The 18,780-nt window shown below is 48.2% G+C and carries 9 protein-coding genes and 1 pseudogene; 2 read left to right on the top strand and 8 right to left on the bottom strand.

The window, feature by feature from the left end; translation table 11 throughout:
• Positions 1 to 324: 324 nt before the first annotated feature.
• The 8 genes and pseudogenes from ABEA66_RS13475 to ABEA66_RS13510 form a co-directional block, all read right to left on the bottom strand.
• Positions 325 to 6,270 carry a rhamnogalacturonan lyase family protein gene (locus ABEA66_RS13475; protein WP_345587929.1) on the bottom strand — a complete coding sequence of 1,982 codons (5,946 nt, stop codon included), beginning with the start codon at positions 6,268 to 6,270 and terminating at the stop codon, positions 325 to 327.
• Positions 6,271 to 6,509: 239 nt separating this feature from the next.
• Complete coding sequence (locus ABEA66_RS13480; RefSeq protein ID WP_345587930.1) at positions 6,510 to 8,156, bottom strand: type 2 periplasmic-binding domain-containing protein; 1,647 nt, start codon at positions 8,154 to 8,156, stop codon at positions 6,510 to 6,512.
• A gap of 28 nt (positions 8,157 to 8,184) precedes the next feature.
• Positions 8,185 to 9,054, bottom strand: a complete 870-nt coding sequence (locus tag ABEA66_RS13485; protein ID WP_192705559.1) for a carbohydrate ABC transporter permease — start codon at positions 9,052 to 9,054, stop codon at positions 8,185 to 8,187.
• Positions 9,055 to 9,067: 13 nt separating this feature from the next.
• A complete protein-coding gene (locus tag ABEA66_RS13490; RefSeq protein ID WP_345587931.1) occupies positions 9,068 to 10,030 on the bottom strand; it encodes an ABC transporter permease in 963 nt (320 codons plus the stop codon).
• A 160-nt stretch (positions 10,031 to 10,190) separates the two neighbouring features.
• Positions 10,191 to 12,527 (bottom strand): helix-turn-helix domain-containing protein, encoded by a 2,337-nt coding sequence (locus tag ABEA66_RS13495; RefSeq protein WP_345587932.1) that lies wholly within the window; start codon positions 12,525 to 12,527, stop codon positions 10,191 to 10,193.
• 857 nt (positions 12,528 to 13,384) lie between these two features.
• On the bottom strand, positions 13,385 to 13,984 hold the full coding sequence (locus ABEA66_RS13500; RefSeq protein WP_079911018.1) for a hypothetical protein: 600 nt from the start codon (positions 13,982 to 13,984) through the stop codon (positions 13,385 to 13,387).
• Between the two features lie 60 nt (positions 13,985 to 14,044).
• Positions 14,045 to 15,090 (bottom strand): annotated as a pseudogene (locus ABEA66_RS13505) (IS1595 family transposase).
• A gap of 905 nt (positions 15,091 to 15,995) precedes the next feature.
• Positions 15,996 to 16,400 (bottom strand): DUF6223 family protein, encoded by a 405-nt coding sequence (locus ABEA66_RS13510; RefSeq protein WP_345587934.1) that lies wholly within the window; start codon positions 16,398 to 16,400, stop codon positions 15,996 to 15,998.
• A gap of 237 nt (positions 16,401 to 16,637) precedes the next feature.
• Between ABEA66_RS13510 and ABEA66_RS13515 the strand changes: the two genes are divergently transcribed.
• The gene (locus ABEA66_RS13515; protein ID WP_079911022.1) at positions 16,638 to 17,324 is read left to right on the top strand and encodes a response regulator transcription factor; all 687 of its coding nucleotides are present in this window, start codon (positions 16,638 to 16,640) and stop codon (positions 17,322 to 17,324) included.
• Positions 17,321 to 18,463 (top strand): sensor histidine kinase, encoded by a 1,143-nt coding sequence (locus tag ABEA66_RS13520; RefSeq protein WP_345587936.1) that lies wholly within the window; start codon positions 17,321 to 17,323, stop codon positions 18,461 to 18,463. Before ABEA66_RS13515 ends, ABEA66_RS13520 begins: the two co-directional genes overlap by 4 nt.
• The last annotated feature ends 317 nt before the right edge of the window (positions 18,464 to 18,780 follow it).

The raw sequence follows: 18,780 nt of genomic DNA on the forward strand, positions 1-18,780 counted from the left end.
CATGTATATGGTATACGTTGGAAAATCATTCATATTCAAGATAATTTATGAAGTATGAATGTCGAAATATGACGAAGGACCCTTTTTTGTATGTATATGGAACTATCCAGAACCATTTTTCACTTGAAGGCTAGTGCTTAAGTTGTGATTTTTCTCGAGTGACATTCGGAAGCGCAAAATGGTTTTTTTCGCGGAAAGGAATCTTCTATATAAAAAAACCAGCAAACCTTAAGGTTCACTGGTTTCTTAAGCCTATGCCGGCGACGTTTATCCATCGGGTTCGAATCGAGACTGGGTATAGCGTCTTTGGTATGCCGATGGCCTTTATTTGTTGTGAGGTACCGTGACCGTTGCTGATTGTACAGCTGTATTCCCGGCGGCGTCAGCAGCCGTATAAGTGATGGTATATACACGCCCGTTTCCTTTGCCGGATCGCTCGGCACGAAGCATGAACTCCGTGTCCAATGTGCCGGGCTGCGCATCTTGAATGTCATCTGCCGTATCCCCATCGCCTAATCCATTATCAGGCTCGCTGCTGGTGATAGAGGTTAGAACGACTGTCGAAACGCCCGAAAGGCTATCGTCGGCACTGACCGATGCTTCCACAGGGATCATTTTGTGATTGGCCGGCCATAACTCGGTTTTATCCAAAACGAGATTTAAGGTCGGCGCCGTTTTGTCAATTCTAACGAGTACGGTATGAGGTGCTTCAGCGCTGCCTAGGTTGTCTGCGCTCCAGTAGGTTAGCGTATGCGTTCCTTCATTAGATAAGGTAACGGATGTGCCCTTTTGCTCTGTGCCGCCATTCACCGTGTAATAGGTACCGCCTACGCCGGAGCCATTGTCTTGAGCCGTTAAGGTTACGGTAACGTCATGATTGACCCAGCCTGCGGGAGCATTGTCAGTGGTTGTCGGCGGAACGGAAGAAACAGGCTCATTCACAACGGCAAGACGAGGTGCAGAGGGCTCCTCCATGCCGGTTCCCAGGTAGAAGCTTGTATGGGGCGGCTGGTTATACCCTGTATTTTGCCATGCGACTCCCAGGCGATAGATCGGATCATGCATGAGCGTACGAAGCCGCGTATCGGTCACCGAGGTTGTCGTATAGATGCGGAGCTCCGTGCTGTCCGTATTTCTCCAGATCACCTCTTCCCGCCAATCGCCAAACAGGTCCGCCTGCAGGTTCGGCGTAGCCTTGGTGCTGTTATTGGATAAAGCGCCTTCGGCCGTAAACAAACGGTTCGTCTTATGGTTGACATAGTCCCATTTGTCAATGTGGTTATCGTCTAACAGCTCGCGGCTCAAGTCGCCGTCCCACCAGATCCCGAAGTTCGTTGAGCTTGGAATGGTTGTGCTGATCAGCTCCCCTTTTGCACTGTATAGACCTGTAAGCGGGATATGCTGAGCATCGGTAATCGTTGCCGACCACATTTCTTCCCCCAAATAATTCGGGTCGATATCCGCCGACATGCCGCGTCCGGTATCGATTCCCGTCCATACGCCCCATAGGATTTCACCCGTTCGAGCGTCCCTTAATTCCATGCCGTAAGGGGAATTGGTGTGTTCATGCACATTAAAGAACTCCAGGCCCGGTCTCGATGGGTCCAGATCTCCCAGATGCTGGGCGTCCCCGTGACCAAGTCCCGTGTTATAAAGCGGCGTTCCGTCATCGTCGATAGCCATAGCTCCGAAAGTGATCTCATCCTTGCCGTCGCCGTCCACGTCCCCGATCGACAGGTTGTGATCACCCTGCCCGGTATAGGCTTCACCGATTCCTTCGTCATTGGTGTCGAAGCGCCATCTTTTCTTCAACGTACCGTTCTTGAAATCATAGGCGACGATCACGGTTCTGGTATAATAGCCCCTGCTGACAACTAAGCTTGGATGCTCGCCGTCCAAGTAAGCGACTCCAGCCAGAAAACGGTCCACCCGGTTGCCGTACGTATCTCCCCAGTCGCCGACGACTCCGCGAGGCGGATCGTAGCTCGTTGTTGTGACAGCTTTGCCTGTCATGCCGTCAAATACCGTTAAGTACTCCGGTCCTTGGAGCACATAGCCGCTGCTGTTCCGGTGATCCGCCGCAGGATCCCCTATAACGGCACCTGTTCCGTCGATTGTACCGTCAGCCGTTTTGAAAGCGACCTCCGCCTTGCCGTCGCCATCCAGGTCATATACCTGGAATTGGGTATAGTGAGCCCCCGCACGGATGTTAGGACCGAGGTCTATGCGCCATAGCCTCGTGCCGTCCAGCTTGTAAGCATCCATATATACATTGCCGGTATATCCGGATTGCGAGTTATCCTTGGAGTTGGTAGGATCCCACTTTACGATCAATTCATAAGTCCCGTCTCCATCCAGATCGCCGACGCTGGTGTCGTTCGCGCGATAAGTATAGGCTTCTCCGGATTTTGTCACTCCTCCATCAGGCTTCTGGATCGGAACGGACAAATAATTGTGCTGCCATACGGTCACATCTTTGGAAGCAGCCTTCTCTTTACCGCCGATCATCGTCCTTAACTGATACACAGACGAATCCGTGCCGGCTTCATCGAGCAGATTGGTAGCTCCTGTCAGCGGTTCTGCATTAACCTTGACCCCGTCTCGGTATAGATTGAAAGCAATGTCGGACGGGTCCGTTCCGAGCATTTTCCAGCCTACATACACTCCATGTTCTTGTTTAACCGCTACCAGCGCCCGATCGAGATATTCAGCTTGCCGGTACAGCACGGTAACGGCCGGTGTTGCCAGCACCTCGGATGGACCGGACATGCCGCCTGCACTGACAGCCGCTACTTTGTAATAGTAGGGGATCGTCGTTAGCACGGTCTTATCGGTGTAGCTAGGCTGCTGGGCTTTACCAATCAGCTCGAAGGTGCTGTCGCTCGACTTCGCGCGGTAAATGTTATAAGTTTTGGCACCTGCCGCGGCGTCCCAGCTAAAGGTCAGGTCGTTCTTATTGACGTTCACCGTCTGAAGGTTTCCCGGTACGGCCGGTATTGGAACATTCGGATCAATCATGGATACGATGAGCGAAGCGGATGGACCGGTTTCCGTGGAAGCCGCATCTACCGTCGTCACTTGATATTCGTACTCCAGCCCTACATCAACCGTGCTATCGATATAAGCACTTGTCGCTGCGCTGCCTAGCAGCTGAAACTTGGGCGATCCGGCAATTCTGCGGTAAACGTTATATTGGGCCGCATCCTCAACCCCCGTCCACGATAATGAAGCGGAAGGCTGCTCGGGATCTGTGTTCTTCGCATCGATCTTCAGATTCGTTGGCGCCATCAGAATCGGAGTAATCTCCAGACCGTTAACTATCGCCGTTGCACCCCCGAATTTGAAGTTCATTTGGCCGTCATTAACGGAGATCTGGGAAATGATCTTTTCGGTAACGGATTTATTGCCTGCCGACACGGTTCCGTAATCTTTTCCTTCGATGGCGACGCTCGTTCTGGCGCTTCCCAAATAGTCGCCGACATACAGCTTAGCGGAATAAAGACCGTTCGGCAGGTCGACCATGAATTCCCATCCGACATTGAAATACCCAAGCCAGTCGCGGAGAAGGTCGGTGCCGGTAGCGCGGTCGCGGCCGATCATTCCTGTCGGGTCCTTAATCCCGTAGCCTCTTTCGGCCGTGTATACAGTAGAAAGATTTACCCCCGTATAACCGTCTTGAACGGGTGAAGCGGCCAAACCGAAATCGAACAAGAGCGTAGCGTGCTTCGTGACGATAACAACAACGTCTGATTTCTCGGATTCACCTCTGCCGTTCACGGCTGTCACGACAACGTGATAGGTTTGTCCTTCACTCATCCCTTGAATCGTTAGAGTCGGAACGGTTGACGAGCCTACCAAGACGTAGTCGTTGTCGGAGGCCAGCTTTCTATAAATTTTATAAATATCTGCACCTTCTACTGCATTCCACGTCAAGACAGCGCCTGCATTGCTGATACTGCTTGCCATAACTCCCGTCGGCTTCGCCGGAAGCTCTGCAGGCGGCTCAACATCTGTGACGTAGGCGGATAACGGGATGTTCAAACCTTTTATTCCCCCTGATAGGAGACGTGCGATCTGGATGGCTCCGTATTCCTGGAAGTGCGTATCGTCCGAGCTTCCGTTCGGGAAGGCTGTATAGACTCCGGCAGGAACATGAAGGAACACGGCCAGCGTGCCTATGGGACCGATCGTGTCATAGTAAGCCCGGCTTAATGTGCTGAGATCGACGAGCGGGACGTCCATTTCTTGAGCCAGCTCTTTCATGGCATTCACGTACGCCGGAAAGCTGACGTTAAAGCTGCCCGTTGTCGAGTTATAATCCCTCCGTCCGACAGGGGTTACCAGAATCGGTACGGCACCGCGCTGCCTGGCGCCAGTAATATATGTTTTTAAGTAATTTTTATAGTCCTCGGGGGAAGCATAGCGTTCCGGGATGGACACGGTCGCATCATTATGTCCGAACTGGATCAGGAAGTAATCGTTGGGCTTCAACGCCCGCAGGATGTTATCCAGGCGCCCTTCCAGAAGGAAGCTTTTGCTGCTGCGGCCTCCAATGGACTGGTTGCTGAAGGTAATGTCGGGAGTGAAGTAACGGGAGATCATCTGCCCCCAGCCCGCTTGAGGCTTCCAATAGGGATCGTAGGTTTGTACGGTAGAATCCCCTGCGATATACACGGTAGGTGTTTCGCCTGCTGCCCTCTCCGCCAGTTTGGAAATGACCAGACCGTTAATTTTGGGCGCAGATCCCGAAAAGAGGATATTCAGCTGTCCGTCAACAAGCGCGACTTCGAATGTCTGCTCCAAATATTCGCCTGCAGCCTTCGGAGTGAGGGCAATTTTATTCGCTGTCATGCCTTCAACGGACACAGCCACTTCCGTTGCGGCATTGGCATCCCCTGCGATGACCGTTACGGCGTAGTCCCCGTTCGGCAGGTCGACATTAAAGGTCGTGCCGGCAGGCGACAAATAATCGGATTTCAACGGATCTGTCGTGCTGCTGCTGCCGGAACCGACAAGAGCAGGATCGGCAAAGCCGTATTTCAGCTGAGGCGTATATGCCACGGGAGCCGTGATACCGAAATAGCCGTCAGCTACAGGGCCGGGTCCGAAGTCGATTTTCAGCGGAAAGCCTTGTGGAAGCTCGGCGGGAGCAATGTATACGGTGCTTGCAGCCACTCCGGAAGCCTCGGAAACTCCTGCTGTATTCGAGGCCTTAACCTGGTAGTAATGAACTATGGAGGTATCGACAGCAGAATCTGTAAATGCAGCCGCAGTTACCTTGCCTAGCTCGGTGAAGGGTCCAGCTGCGGCTTCCGAACGGAATACCGTGTAGCTGGCTGCACCATCCGATGGCGACCATTGTACAACCACGCTGTTCGCATTGACACCGCTTACAATTATATTCGCCGGGGGTGCAGGAATCGCAGCTTTTTGCCCTACTTGCGCCGTTACCGGACTGCTGGCCGCAGACTCAAGACCGACTGCATTCAGAGCCGTAACTTGATACGAATAGGCATTTCCGATAGAAACGGCCGTATCCGTGTACGAATTCACCGCTACTTGTTTGATAAAATCATAATTCGTGTCACTGTTCACCGCCCGGTACACGTTGTAGTAGACGGAATCGGTTACGCTGCTCCAGCTTAGGGATACGTAAGCTGCTCCGGTTGTTGCATTGATGTCGGTTACGGTTAAAGCTTGGGGTGCGGATGGTGGCGTCTCGGGTACTTGTTCAATGACAAGACCGTTCAAATAACCATAGCCCCCGGTGGCGCCTGTGGAGATATCCACGGTCAGCTGCCCGTCAGTAACCTTGGTGTTGTAGGTTGCCTGTGCGATCGCCGTCTTGGTAGTTATCGTTCCTTTCGTTACCCCCTCCAGAGCCACTTTGGTCTTCGTCTGCGAGGTGCCTGCGAGCAGGTCTCCTGAATATACGGTTACGTTATAGCTGCCGTTCGGGATGTCCGCCAGGAACGTGAAGGCCGAGCCCAACACAAAATCGTTGGTCATCGCATTGCCGCCCGACCGGTTCCTGGATGCCTGGGCTGATACAAGTCCGTATCCCCGTTCCGGCGTATAGATCATCTGGTCATGAACTTGAGCATAGCCTTCCATGACCGGGCTGTTCACCGTGCCGAAGTCGAATTTCTTCACGAATAACTCATCTGCATGGGCGATGGGTTCACTGTAAGGTAAGATCGGGAGTAAAGTAGTGAAAATCAAAAGACAACATAAGAGAGAGGCTGTGAATCTGCTTACCATCCTCTTCATATACGATATTCCCCGCTTTCTTTGTCATTTTCATCAAAAAAGATAACGTGTGCTAATTTCTGCTGTCCCCGCTTTCTGAATGGTTTTCCCGGCAAGCTTCTCAAGGTTACATGGCGATCATCTCCTCTCCGGATTCATGATCCTGCAAGAGATCCATTAGTGCTCGCATTTGTAAAAATATTACAGAATCGCCGGATACCCCGATATGGTTTGCCCGGCGATTCTTTTCCAATCCCTGATTAGCGTTTTTGATAACGCTTGGAGGCTTCCTCATACACCTTAACAATTTGATCGATTCCCATCGTTTGAATTGTTTTTGTAAACTTGTCGTATTCGGAGAGCGGTGTCTTGCCTGTGATGAATTTGGTCATCATCTCGTTCAAGTACGTCGTGATAGGATTCATGACGGAAGCATTCAGCCTCGACTCATCCTCCGTGAAACGCAAGGTTGGAAGCGGGAGCGAGTCGTCAGCTTTCATCCATACGACGTTCGCCTCCTTCTGCCCCTGGAAGGTCAGCAAGGAATCGAGATATCGGCTGTCCTGATTCATGGGACCGTCCATAATGGAGAGAGCATAGGAAGCAAGCGCTTGGTCATACGTTAACTTCGGATTTTTCAAAATCTTATCCGTAAATTTGATCGCGCTGCCCTCTTTCGTATAGCTGTCGCCCTCAATGCCAAAATTAAACAGGTCGTGGCCTTGAGGACTGTAGTTAAAGTCCATCCACTGCACAATATACTTGATCTTGTTCTTATCTGCCGAGGAGGTGATCGCTTCCCCATAGGTTAGTACTTTCGTGTTAAGCGTAAAGGTGGAGTACGGCTTCCCGGCAGACCCCGTCGGCCATGGCGTACCGGCCAGGTCGAACTGCGGATTTGACTCCTTCATCAGGTTAAAGTATTTCCCCATCCCGCTGAATACCCCGCCTTGGTATGCACCGGCCAGGTTATTAGTCACTTTGTAATCGAAGGCTTTGGAATCGTTCGTCATGATTTCCGGATCGATTAGACCTTCTGCGTACCATTTCGCCATCGTCTCGATAAATTTCTTGTATTCCGGCTGGAGCGGGCCGTAAACGATTTTGCCGTCCTTGAACTGCATGCCGCCGAGCACGCCGAAGGCGGGAGCGAAATCATGAAGCCGGGTCATGTTGCCTGCTCCGTTGTTTCCTGTAAATGGAAGCTCATCCTTCTTCCCGTTTCCGTTAGGATCATTTTCCCGGAAAGCTTTCAGGACGGTATACCACTCGTCAATGGTCGTCGGCATTTTTAAATTCAGCTTATCCAGCCAGTCTTTTCGAATGATCAAACCGGCGGTAGCATTCAGTTTCTTGGCATCGCTTCGAATGTAGGGGAACATGTAGATCGTGCCGTCATCCAGTGAAATCTGTTTTTTGATTTCCGGATCGGACTCAATCAGCTTCTTCAGGTTCGGCGCATATTTATCGATGTATTCGTTCAGTTTGATGATCCGCCCGTCCGCGAGCATCTTCTCCGGCCCGCCCACAGCGTCGGCCCAATTGTAGTAGATGACATCCGGCATATCGTTCGTAGCAACCAGCAGGTTAAACTGGTCTTTCTGCTGCCCTAACGGCGGATGGGTCCAATTGACCTTAATTCCGGTCAGCTCCTCCTTCTTTTTGTAAGCGGCCATTTCACCGAAATTTTGCAGTGAGGCGGTCAGCTTGGGGTCATTCGCGCGCCAGTAGCTGATGGTAATCGGCTCCTTCGTGATAGGCAGCGGAATCGAGGTCAACGCTTCCTCCTTCGTCCCGGGCGACGTGCTTGCACCTGGGGCAGATTCCCCTCCTTTATCGGAGCATCCGGCGAAGAGGCTGGCCGTTATAAGCGTACAGCAGGCAACAGGCAATAGCTTTTTCTTCATTGACACAATCATCCCCATTTATGTTTATTTATTGTTTAACGGCGCCGATTAAAGCACCTTGGACAAAATACTTTTGGATAAACGGATAAACCATCATAATCGGCAGCGTGGAAATAATAATCGTCGCATACTTGATGTTCTCGCCGATTGCATAGCCGGTATCCGCTCCTGCACCCATGGCCTCCATGCTATTGCTGAGCAAAATGTCCCTAAGCACAATTTGTATCGGGTATAATTCCTGCTTGCGCAAATACAGGAGAGGCGCCATGAAATCGTTCCAATGATCTACTGCGTAATACAATGTCATTACCGCAAGGATTGCTTTGGAGACCGGCAGCACAATCCGGAACAAAATGGTGAAGTCATTAGCGCCGTCCAATTTGGCGGATTCCAGCATTTCGTTCGGTATGCTCTCGAAATTGGTCTTCATAATAATGAAGTAGAAGGTGCTTATGGCCGCAGGAATGATGATGGCCAGCCGGCTATTGACCAGCCCGAGGTTCTGCACGAGCAAAAAGGTCGGAATCATACCGCCGCTGAAAAACATGGTAAAGGTTATCAGCTTCATGATGAGTTTTCGTCCGTACAGATCAGTTCTGGACAGCGCATAGGCCGCGAGAGACGTCATCAGCAGATTGACCGCCGTTCCGACGATTACATAAAACAACGTGTTCATATACCCGGTATAGATCTTGGGATTGTGAAACACTTGCTTGTATGCCTCCAGCTGGAACCCTGCGGGTAATAGCATGAACGACCTGCTCCGCAGAAGCGCATCCGGATCGCTGACGGAGGAATTGAAAATATAGAGCATCGGGTATACCGACAGTACAATCACAAGAGATAGCAGCAAATAGTTAAATCCGTCAAATATTCGTTCGCCTACCGATTGTTTCATGGTTTCACCCCTGCTACCATAGACTCGTTGAATTCGCTTTTCGGCTCAAGGTGTTCGCAATGATCAGGAACGAAAAGTTGATCACACCGTTAAACAAGCCGATAGCGGTCGAATACGTGTAATTCGCTTCCAGTACGCCGGACCGGTAGACGAAGGTTGAAATAACATCGGATACTTCATATGTGGATGCGGTTTGCATCAGCAAAATTTTTTGGAAGTCCGCGTTCATGATAGCTCCCAGGCGCAAAATCAGCATAATGATCATCGTAGGCATGATCCCGGGAATCGTGATGTGAAGCAGCTGCTTCCATCTTCCGGCCCCATCGACCTTGGCTGCCTCGTACAATTGGGAGTCAATATTCGAAAGCGCTGCCAAAAAGATGATGGAAGCCCATCCCGCCCCCTGCCAAATGTTAGACAGGATGTACATCGGCCGGAACATATCCGATTCCGTAAAGAACATCACCGGACCCAAACTGAAGAGTGAGCGAATGACGTTAAACAGCCCGCCATCCAAAGAGGAAAATGCCTTCAGCATTCCTACCACAACAACGACAGAAATAAAGTGCGGCAGATAGCTTACGGTTTGCACCGTCCGTTTAAACACCTTGCTCCTCACTTCATGCAGCAGTAAGGCCAGTACGATAGGCGCCGGAAAACCGAAGACGATGCTGTAGAAGCTTAATACCACCGTATTCCGAAGCAGTCTCCAGAAATAGAAACTTTTGAAGAACGTTATGAAGTTGTCTAACCCGATCCAAGTCCCTGCAAAAATTCCTTTTACCGGACTATAGCTTTTCTGAAATGCCATCAAAAGACCATACATCGGTCCGTAATGGAAGATCAAATAGTAGGCAAGAACAGGTACAAGCATCAAATACACATACTTGTTCCTTACGAGTTCTCTTTTCAAGAAGGCGATTTTGCTTCTCGGGACTGCAACACCCTTCCCAGCCAGTTCATGCTTTAATTCCACGGTTAAGCCTCCCACTTTGAAAGTATAATTCGCAGCTGGTTCTCAGATTATCATGTAATCCTCCTCTAGAAAATAATCACATCTTATGATTATTTAGGTAAATGAACAAGAGGCTTGCTTATCGGCTCTAGTGACCGTAAGAAAGCCTCTTTGCTTGTGATCAGTCGTGGATCAAGGGGCCCTGTTGGACCCCATGCTGAGCAGTTGAGCTGCGCAGCCTATATTCTCCGGGAGTGATTCCGTTGATCTTTTTGAACACGCGAATAAAGTTCTGCGAATTATTGTACCGAAGCTTTTCCGCAATATCGGATATTTTGGTGTCCGTCGTCTCCAGCAGATGTCTCGCCTTCTCCATTCGGAACGCAATCAAATATTCGGAGAAGGTCATTCCGGCCTCCGTCTTGAACATATGGCTGAACTGGGAGACCGGCATAGATACCAGACCCGCGAGCAGGGGCAAGGACAAATCCGTATCATAATGCTGATGAATGTGGTCCAGCACTTTTTGAATTGTCATATGCTTGCGCTGAACCGTTCGGATACTAATGTGATCGACCATAGGAGGATAAACGTCCGTTTTGAGCCATTTCACAATTTTGTGCGAGGTATTGAGCTCATTCAGACGCTGGTAGAGATTGTAGGCATGAAGATGAGTGCTGTTGGGGTCCATTTCAAATAATGCCCGTAAGGAAGCCGCAATAAGCTGGGTAAAGGACTGCCGAACATGCTCATGATTGAATAATTCTGTTCTTAACGCTTGAGCGAAATCATCCAGCAGGTTGTGAATGGCCGGTAAATTAGCCAGCTTAAGATGCGTCACGATCTGCTGCTCGATCTCATAAGGATAGGAGAAGGAGGATGGTCCCGGCTTGATTTGCCCGATAAACAGGACCCGGCCGCTTCCTTCAACCAGCTGATATTCCAAGGCCTCCAGCGCTTCCCGGTAGGAGCTTCTCGCATGCTCAAGACCTTCATAGCTGTGCCCGATTCCAATGGTTACGGTTATATGAAGCAGGCTTTCGGATACATTGCGTATTTCCTCGGAAATAGAGAATGACTTTGCTTTCAAATCCGTGAGCGACAGCTCCTCCGCGTCATGATTGATCAAGACGGCGATGTGGCCGCTGTGCATCTGGACAACCAAACCCTCCGAATGCCGGCTGACTATTTCCTTTGCAATGTTGATGACGGCATAGTGAAAAAGGTTAGCATCCTGCTCCGTATGACCTCTCATGTTATCCAGCTCTATACAGATCGCCGTGTAGTAGGCATGCAGCACAGGAATGTTATAATACACCGCGCGTTCTCTCATGCTGCTGTGGAACGGCTCGGTCAGCATTTTCTGGATGAAGTTCACTCGCAATAGTGGCATCGACTCTTCAATTTGCTTGCCCAGAAGCTCATTATTCTTATTTAACGATTCAAAATAATTCCGGATGAGGGCAAACTCATTCTGGTTTTTCTGGGCCTCCGCAAGGCCTCCCTTATTCTTGATCAGATCAATCAAAGATTGCAGGGCGCGATACCATCGTTTGGACAGCAGCCCCGTCGCAGCTGTACTGACCAGTACAAGCAATAGGCAGATCATAAAGGTCATTTGCTTGATCTTCTGCAGATGCCGCGTCAGATCGCTGTAAGGCACAATGGTAACATATTTCCATCCGTTGTAGTTCGATTTCAAATAATTGATCGACATGCTGCGTCCGTCGACTTGCTCGGTCATGAGCATTTCGCTGGCATCCGATGCCATCATCTCGCGGAAAAAGCCATAATGCTCGAACCGGTTCTGGATATGGCTTTTCGTTCCGTCCGAAAAGATGTTACCGCTCGGCGTGACAATAACTAGCTCCCTGGAGCCGAGCCGCATATTGCTGAATACACGGAAGAACGTGGTATCGTTCAAGTTGATGATCAAATAGCCAGGCTGCATAGGGTCCGTGGCATTGATTCTTCGGACAAAGGTGACCTGATGGAAGCCGTCGCGGACCAGACTGGATTCGAGCTTATGGTCAAGCCATATCTTGGGGGGATTGTGGCTTATGGCTTCCCTTACATATTCCGGCAGCACCTCTTCCCCCACCCTGCCCAGGTTCGGAGATACGACAAGCTGCTTGTCGGGACGGTACAAATATACGGCATCCACGTCCTCAATCAATACCTGCATGGAGTTCAGAATCGTCATGGTCATTCCCAAATTCTCGATATCCTCTTCGGGATTCGACAGCGAAAGAAATCGCGACAGCGTCGGATTGACCGCATTCTGAAGCGTAATTTTCTCCAACGTAATCAGCTTCTCGTCGATTCGCTGCTGAATTTGCAGCATGGTCTGTTTATTGGCAACACGGATCTCTTCAATGAATTTTCCGCTGGCGATATAATAAGCCGTGGCTCCCATAATCAATACCGGTATTGTTGCAAGCAGAGAAGCGATAATGAGCACTTTTCTGCGAACCGGTCCGGATGTAAATGCAAAAGGTGACCGCCATTTTCTTAGCATCCTTCTCCCCCATTCCATCAGATGAAAGCCTCTATCGGGGCCTTGATTCTTAGAGCACGGAACTCCTCTTGATTGAAACCCCTTTCAATAATTCGGTTAATTACCCGTGTGCTGCTGCGGGCAACCATTACGCCCTGACACGTCGATATCTAATAAATTGCTTTTAGAGCCATCTTATCATTGATAATCGGATGCAAGCTACAATCAATTAAAATGATTATGCAGAAAACTCCCCTGTATTCTTGCTGGCGGAGTAAAGCATGCCGTTCAAGATAATGAAATCGAATTAGGGAGATCCCGCCAGGAAAAAGTTTGAACCACCTATATTTTACCATATATTCCTATGCTATCATGACTTTGCATTCCCATTTTGCAACCTTAATCCTCTATTATGACTGCATTAGCGATATCCAGTCCGGCGAATCGGGATTTGGAGGGGAGTTCCATACAACAACCAGCGGCTTCTATCTTCATGTGGAGTGTGGCGGTGCCGCACCTTGCTACGCTGAAAGCTGGCTGGATGTGACGGACTAGACGGTTAGCATCGACCATCAGCGCTCTTTAGTTATTGGCTATGTTAAATTCTAATGTTGATATATGACCAATTGAAAACCGCCTTGTAAAAAAGGCGGTTTATTTAACTATCGTACCTGTCCACAATCATATAATGGACAAGTTATTGTAACGGATTCCCATATGGTTTCAAAAATTCACGCATTAACTTATTGGATAATGCCAGGGCTTCTTCACGTGTAGATGCGGGGGCAGATAACATCTTTCCATTCTCGGCGTCCCAAACGGTTTGAGGATCTCTATCTTCAGACTCGGACTGCTCGTCAGGTGTTTTGAGAAGCAATTTAATCAGTAATTTTTTTAAGCTCAAAAATAGTTGCCTCTGATAACAAGATAAGCCTATCGTTATTAACAACAAAATAACTTACACTTACAGGTATGCTAAGTTTTGTAGAAGGGTCACTTATACCTATTGCTTTTACTACATCATTTATATTTAAGTCTGGGATATCTATTTTATATAATCTATAAAAAGAGTCAGAGTTATAGCATGTCGCTGTGATCTCATATAATGGATTTTTTAGTTCATATTGATAATCACTATAGTTTTTAAGTCCTTTTGATGAAAAAAAGTCTTTTTTGATTATAATTTCATCTCCAATAAATTTTTGCCCTGTTGGATATTCAGAAGCATCATTATATGAATTTGCAAATCCTAAAAGCTTCTCAACATTCCAAGTTCCATAGAAATATTTTTCAGTTTCACTATCCAAATTTATACGATTTACAAGACAAGATTCGGATGTGTTTTTTGGAATAATAGACTCATCCGTTGCAGGTTTAGGCTCACTAGAAGTATTTGGATTTGATGTCATTTCAACATTTCCACAAGCCGTTGCTAGCATCAACATTATCATAATACAAACCAATAATATTTTTTTCATATTTTACACTCCCACAATAAAGTTATGTTTTCACCTGTTTACTCGCTCCTTCTCGTTATTTCAGTGAGGAGTTGTTATCGTTCGGAGTTTGGTGTTTGTTTCATTCACATTAAACAGGCAGGAGACGACCAACATATTTTTCTTATTCGACGCTGTATTCTCATATTCTTTGCTATCTATATAACGGAACCAAGCCAGATAATGCTGTAAATATTTCGTTGTAACACCATTGAAGCGATCTATCCATTTTTTCAAACGGCTATGGTAGCTGTTGACGTTTTGGATATGGTACACGCCTTTTACTCGCTGTTTTTCATCTGACTTAAAACGGTAATGAGCTAAGCCTCTCGCATTCGCATATGAACTGAATGCCCTCCACGAATCGGTGCAAAGCACGTTAGAGTCAGATAAATGACCACCAATCGCCTCATCCAATTTCTTTGTCCGAATACGCCCACGTCCAAGAACACCAGAGTAAGTCATTTTTGACGATCACGGGCAACCAGTACACACACTTGGTCGTTACTGATGCCACGATATTTGGCTTCGCCGCCACGTTTACGTGGCTTGCGATCGGCAATGTTCCGTTTACCTTTTTCAGAGAACAAGAAATAAGTCTCGTCCATTTCGACGATACCCTGGAAAGCTTCGGTTGGAATTTGCTTCAAAGCGGCGAGGATTTTATTCCGCCAGTAGAACAAGGTCACATGCGTAACTTCTTCGTGCAGTATTTCAGCACACTTACAAAGGGAAAAGCCTTCAATCATGCATTCAATGAATCGTACCCAAAGATGAGGTCTGCGTGTGCGTTGGAGAGGCGTGTTCGTAAGGTCGTTAAACGTTTGACGACAGAACTTACAACGGTAACGTTGACGTTTTACCTCCCCAGTACGTGTTTTTACAACGTACTTCCCAAACCGCACGACCGAGTGATTTTTACAATGCGGACAAACAAGCCCATCCTTATGCTTCTGCTCTTGTATTTCATCTATTGCTCGTATTGGAGACACCATTCCCTTGGTTCGGGACTGCAAAAAGTAGATAAGCTCTCGCTTTCCGCTATCATCCAATTCTTCGGCGAGCCTTTTCAGATCCTTTAAATCCATGGATAAATCATCTCCGAATCAAGGACGTTACCCTAATTATAGAACGAATGTTCGTAGGTAACCCTTTGTGCAATGCTCCTGAAATTGCGTCTTCTGCCCAAAAGCCACGAATATCAGTAAAAGCTGCGCCTGTTACATTACTGTTGTCCAATGCTCCTACAGGAGTACAAATACTAAATGATAGGAGTAAGACCCCGCAAGCGTTAATCCACTCTTTTCTTTTCATACTTCTATAGCCCCATACAATTTTAGCAAGATATGGACAGTATATCATGAAATCTAAATTTCATTATGTGAAGAATTCATCGTCCAGTATAGACGAGTACTTTAATACGTTCTTCCCCCAGAAAAAGATAAAAACATTCCCTTAAAATAAAAAAGCCGCGCAGAGCGCGGGTCCTGATCCTACTAGAAATTAGGTTCTTGTCGTCTTGATACTAGGGAAATGCTTTGTTCATCTTAACGCCGAACCTTGAATTCACAATTGGCTTTTAAGTATTTACCGCCGTTTATGATAACGGATTCGTCTGAATGAGATTCAATAACACCTCCGTAGTCAATGATTCTGCCATTTTGCAAGACAGCTACATGAAATCGAAAATATCGGGCGTTATCAAAATCAATCTTATGCTTTAAAATACTCCCTTTTATCGGCATTTCATTGCTCCGTCCTTTACCCTAGTTATATGTTTCTTCCATTATTAATGATCATACTAGATTTGGAATGTCGATTGTCTCAGAAACGTGATGCAAACGGTGACTATTATTGTCGATCCAACCAATTTTTTAACAAAAATAACCGTATCACGAAAAAAAACGACTACTCAACATAGCCGTTTCTTCTCTTGATTATGGGGTGGACGTAACGCATCGCTATTCGAATTAACTAGGAGTACAAAGTCGGGTCAGCTGGTGCGACGGGTGCGGGCCAGTGTTAGCCCCGCGAGGACTACACCGGTCAGTCCCATCATGATGGCCACGATAGCCCCGGCCTTCCCGCTGCCAGTACCGAAATCACCTGTGAAGTTAGTTAGATGCAGCCCGGCGTAGACTATGACGACTACCGCCAATACGATGGCCACTATGGCCCCGCGTCGACCGGATCCATTACCGATACGACCAGCAGAGCGAGCCAAGGACAGCCCGCCGATGATGGCGCTGGCCAGCCCCACCAACGCGTCCATTGCGGCCCATAATCGCCCATTGGTAAATCCGTAAACAACATTACCGTTGGTCGCTTCAGCAGAGGCAATAGTTGGCACAAGTAGAAAACAACAAAGCATTACAAAGGAACAGAGCTTCATTTTCATTGGTTAACTTCTCCTTTTTTAGTTTTCCTTCTACTTCCAGATTCATTGTTCTTCCTGTTCTTTGGGAGTATTTCCCGCCTTTCACAGCCAGTTTACACTACAAATGTCGAGAACTTATGCAGATCCTCCTCTCTTTGCGTGGAGTTCTTTAAGAACCTGCAATATCACGGTATAATTTCGGTAAACGAAATAACTTAAATCAATGGAAGCAGACTAAATGGGAAAGAGGCGATGGGAATGGAACCGAAATTGCTGCTTGTGGAGGACGAACCGGGCATGCTGGAGGAGATGGAGACCTATTTGCAGCGCGAAGGGTTCCGAGTATTGACCGCCTGCACCGGCAACGAAGCGCTCATGATTGCCCGGTCAGAACGGCCAGATCTCGTCGTGCTTGATTGGATGCTTCCCGGGAAAAGCGGTATCGAAGTATGCCGCGAGCTAAGGAATACTTCACATTGCGGCATTATTATGGTCACGGCCCGCTCGGAAGAATCGGATAAAATCGTCGGTCTGGAAATCGGCGCAGATGATTATTTGACGAAGCCTTTCAGCTTGCGTGAGCTTGCTTCTCGCATTCGAGCTTTACTTCGCCGTTTGCGGGGACATGATGACAGGTTGATGGTTTTGGAAAGAGACAATTTGCTCATTTCCGAGGCCAAATGTCAGGTATTCAAGGACGGTCAGGAAATCCAATTGACACCGACCGAGTTCAAAATTTTGTTCACACTTGCGGGTCGTCCTGGCATCGTCTTTAGTCGGTTGCAACTGTTAAAGACTGCTTTGGAGGATGAGTACATGGGGTACGAAAGAACGATGGATTCCCATATACGGAATCTTCGCCGTAAATTGGGAGACGACCCCTCCGATCCTCGTTATATTCAAACGGTATATGGTTTCGGATACCGGTTCGGTGAACGTTCATGAAGATGACGGTCCGCATGAAAATATTTGCCTGCATGGGACTGTTGGTGTTCATTGTAAGCATCACTTTCTCCCTTACAACGCGGGTTTACACAGGCAGCTTGATCGATCAATTCCAAAGAGAGCAACTGGATGCTCATTATTTGAATGCCACGCCCGAAGAGCAAATCGAAATCTTTAAATCTTATATCCTTGACAATATGAGCCTGAACGAACTAATTACAGTCACGCACGGTGTACGTTTGTTCTTTTTTATTACGATTGGATTGTTCTTCAGTTTTTGGATATCGGGGGTACTGACCCTCCCGCTCAAAAAGCTCATAGCAGCCATAGAACGCGTGGCGCAGGGCGATCTGAACGTTAAAGTACCTGTAGATACAAAAGATGAGTATGGGAAAGTTGCCCAAACGTTCAACGATATGACGTTTCGCCTGCGTGAAGCAGAGGAAGCCCGCAGACGACTGGTAGCCGATGTTGCTCACGAGCTTCGCACACCGCTGTCTGTAATGCAGCTTAAACTGGAAAATTACCAGCAGGCCGGTCATCATGTCCCGCCGGAAAAGCTGCTGCGGCTTCACGACGAGGTCATCCGGCTCAGCCAGCTTGTCGACGATCTTCATGAATTGTCGCTCGCCGAAGCGGGTAGGTTGTCGCTCGATCGCAGGCCGCTCGACCTGACGGTACATCTAAATCGAATCGTAGATGATGTGAAATACGAAGCGGAAGAAAACGGCTTGGACATTCACCTTCTTACGAATTCGAGGCCTGTAATTGTGATGGTCGATGCGAGACGGATCACGCAGGTTTTCTTTAATTTGCTTTCCAATGCGATTCGTTATACTCCACGGGGAGGGAAGATTACAGTTGAAATCGCAGACCGGGTCGTTGATCAGAATACGCACTTTGCATGCGTCTCGGTGATCGATACCGGTATCGGAATCCCTGCAGAAGAACTGTCCCACCTATTCGATCGCTTTTACCGGGTAGATGAAGCGCGCTCACGGTATACAGGCGGTACGGGGCTCGGTTTAGCTATCGCCCATCATTATGTAAAGGCCCACGACGGTTTCATCCGCGTTGCAAGCAAGCCGGATGAAGGTACAATCTTTACTGTTTTTCTGCCTATAGCAAAAGATACATAGGAAAAGACATAGTCGTAACGAGATCCGCAGGTCGTCCACCGTAACTATGAGTGCCTCTTTGCTCTAAATCACCAACTCGCTAAATGACATACATGAGTTCGAAGAGCGCCACCTTCAACCGATTTATTCCGCATATTCAAGAACAAGGGAATTGGCCTGGGAAAATGCTTGGGAATATCCTCGAGAAAACTTCCCAGTCCTTGGGATGACGCTCCCCATGACGGTAGGAAATCGGGGGTGGTATGATCTACCTGTCAGGTTGAAGCTGCGGAGTACGGGAGGAGGCCATCGTGGGCCTGTAAGATAAGCAAATGATC

Origin of the sequence: Paenibacillus vulneris, from assembly GCF_039543185.1 — a bacterium.
In the GTDB taxonomy this organism is placed as follows: domain Bacteria; phylum Bacillota; class Bacilli; order Paenibacillales; family NBRC-103111; genus Paenibacillus_S; species Paenibacillus_S vulneris.

Bases quoted from the DNA above. Each gene is read 5' to 3' on its own strand.
- ABEA66_RS13475 (WP_345587929.1), bottom strand. From the start codon at position 6,270: ATGAAGAGGATGGTAAGCAGATTCACAGCCTCTCTCTTATGTTGTCTT.
- ABEA66_RS13480 (WP_345587930.1), bottom strand. From the start codon at position 8,156: ATGAAGAAAAAGCTATTGCCTGTTGCCTGCTGTACGCTTATAACGGCC.
- ABEA66_RS13485 (WP_192705559.1), bottom strand. From the start codon at position 9,054: ATGAAACAATCGGTAGGCGAACGAATATTTGACGGATTTAACTATTTG.
- ABEA66_RS13495 (WP_345587932.1), bottom strand. From the start codon at position 12,527: ATGCTAAGAAAATGGCGGTCACCTTTTGCATTTACATCCGGACCGGTT.
- ABEA66_RS13500 (WP_079911018.1), bottom strand. From the start codon at position 13,984: ATGAAAAAAATATTATTGGTTTGTATTATGATAATGTTGATGCTAGCA.
- ABEA66_RS13510 (WP_345587934.1), bottom strand. From the start codon at position 16,400: ATGAAAATGAAGCTCTGTTCCTTTGTAATGCTTTGTTGTTTTCTACTT.
- ABEA66_RS13515 (WP_079911022.1), top strand. From the start codon at position 16,638: ATGGAACCGAAATTGCTGCTTGTGGAGGACGAACCGGGCATGCTGGAG.
- ABEA66_RS13520 (WP_345587936.1), top strand. From the start codon at position 17,321: ATGAAGATGACGGTCCGCATGAAAATATTTGCCTGCATGGGACTGTTG.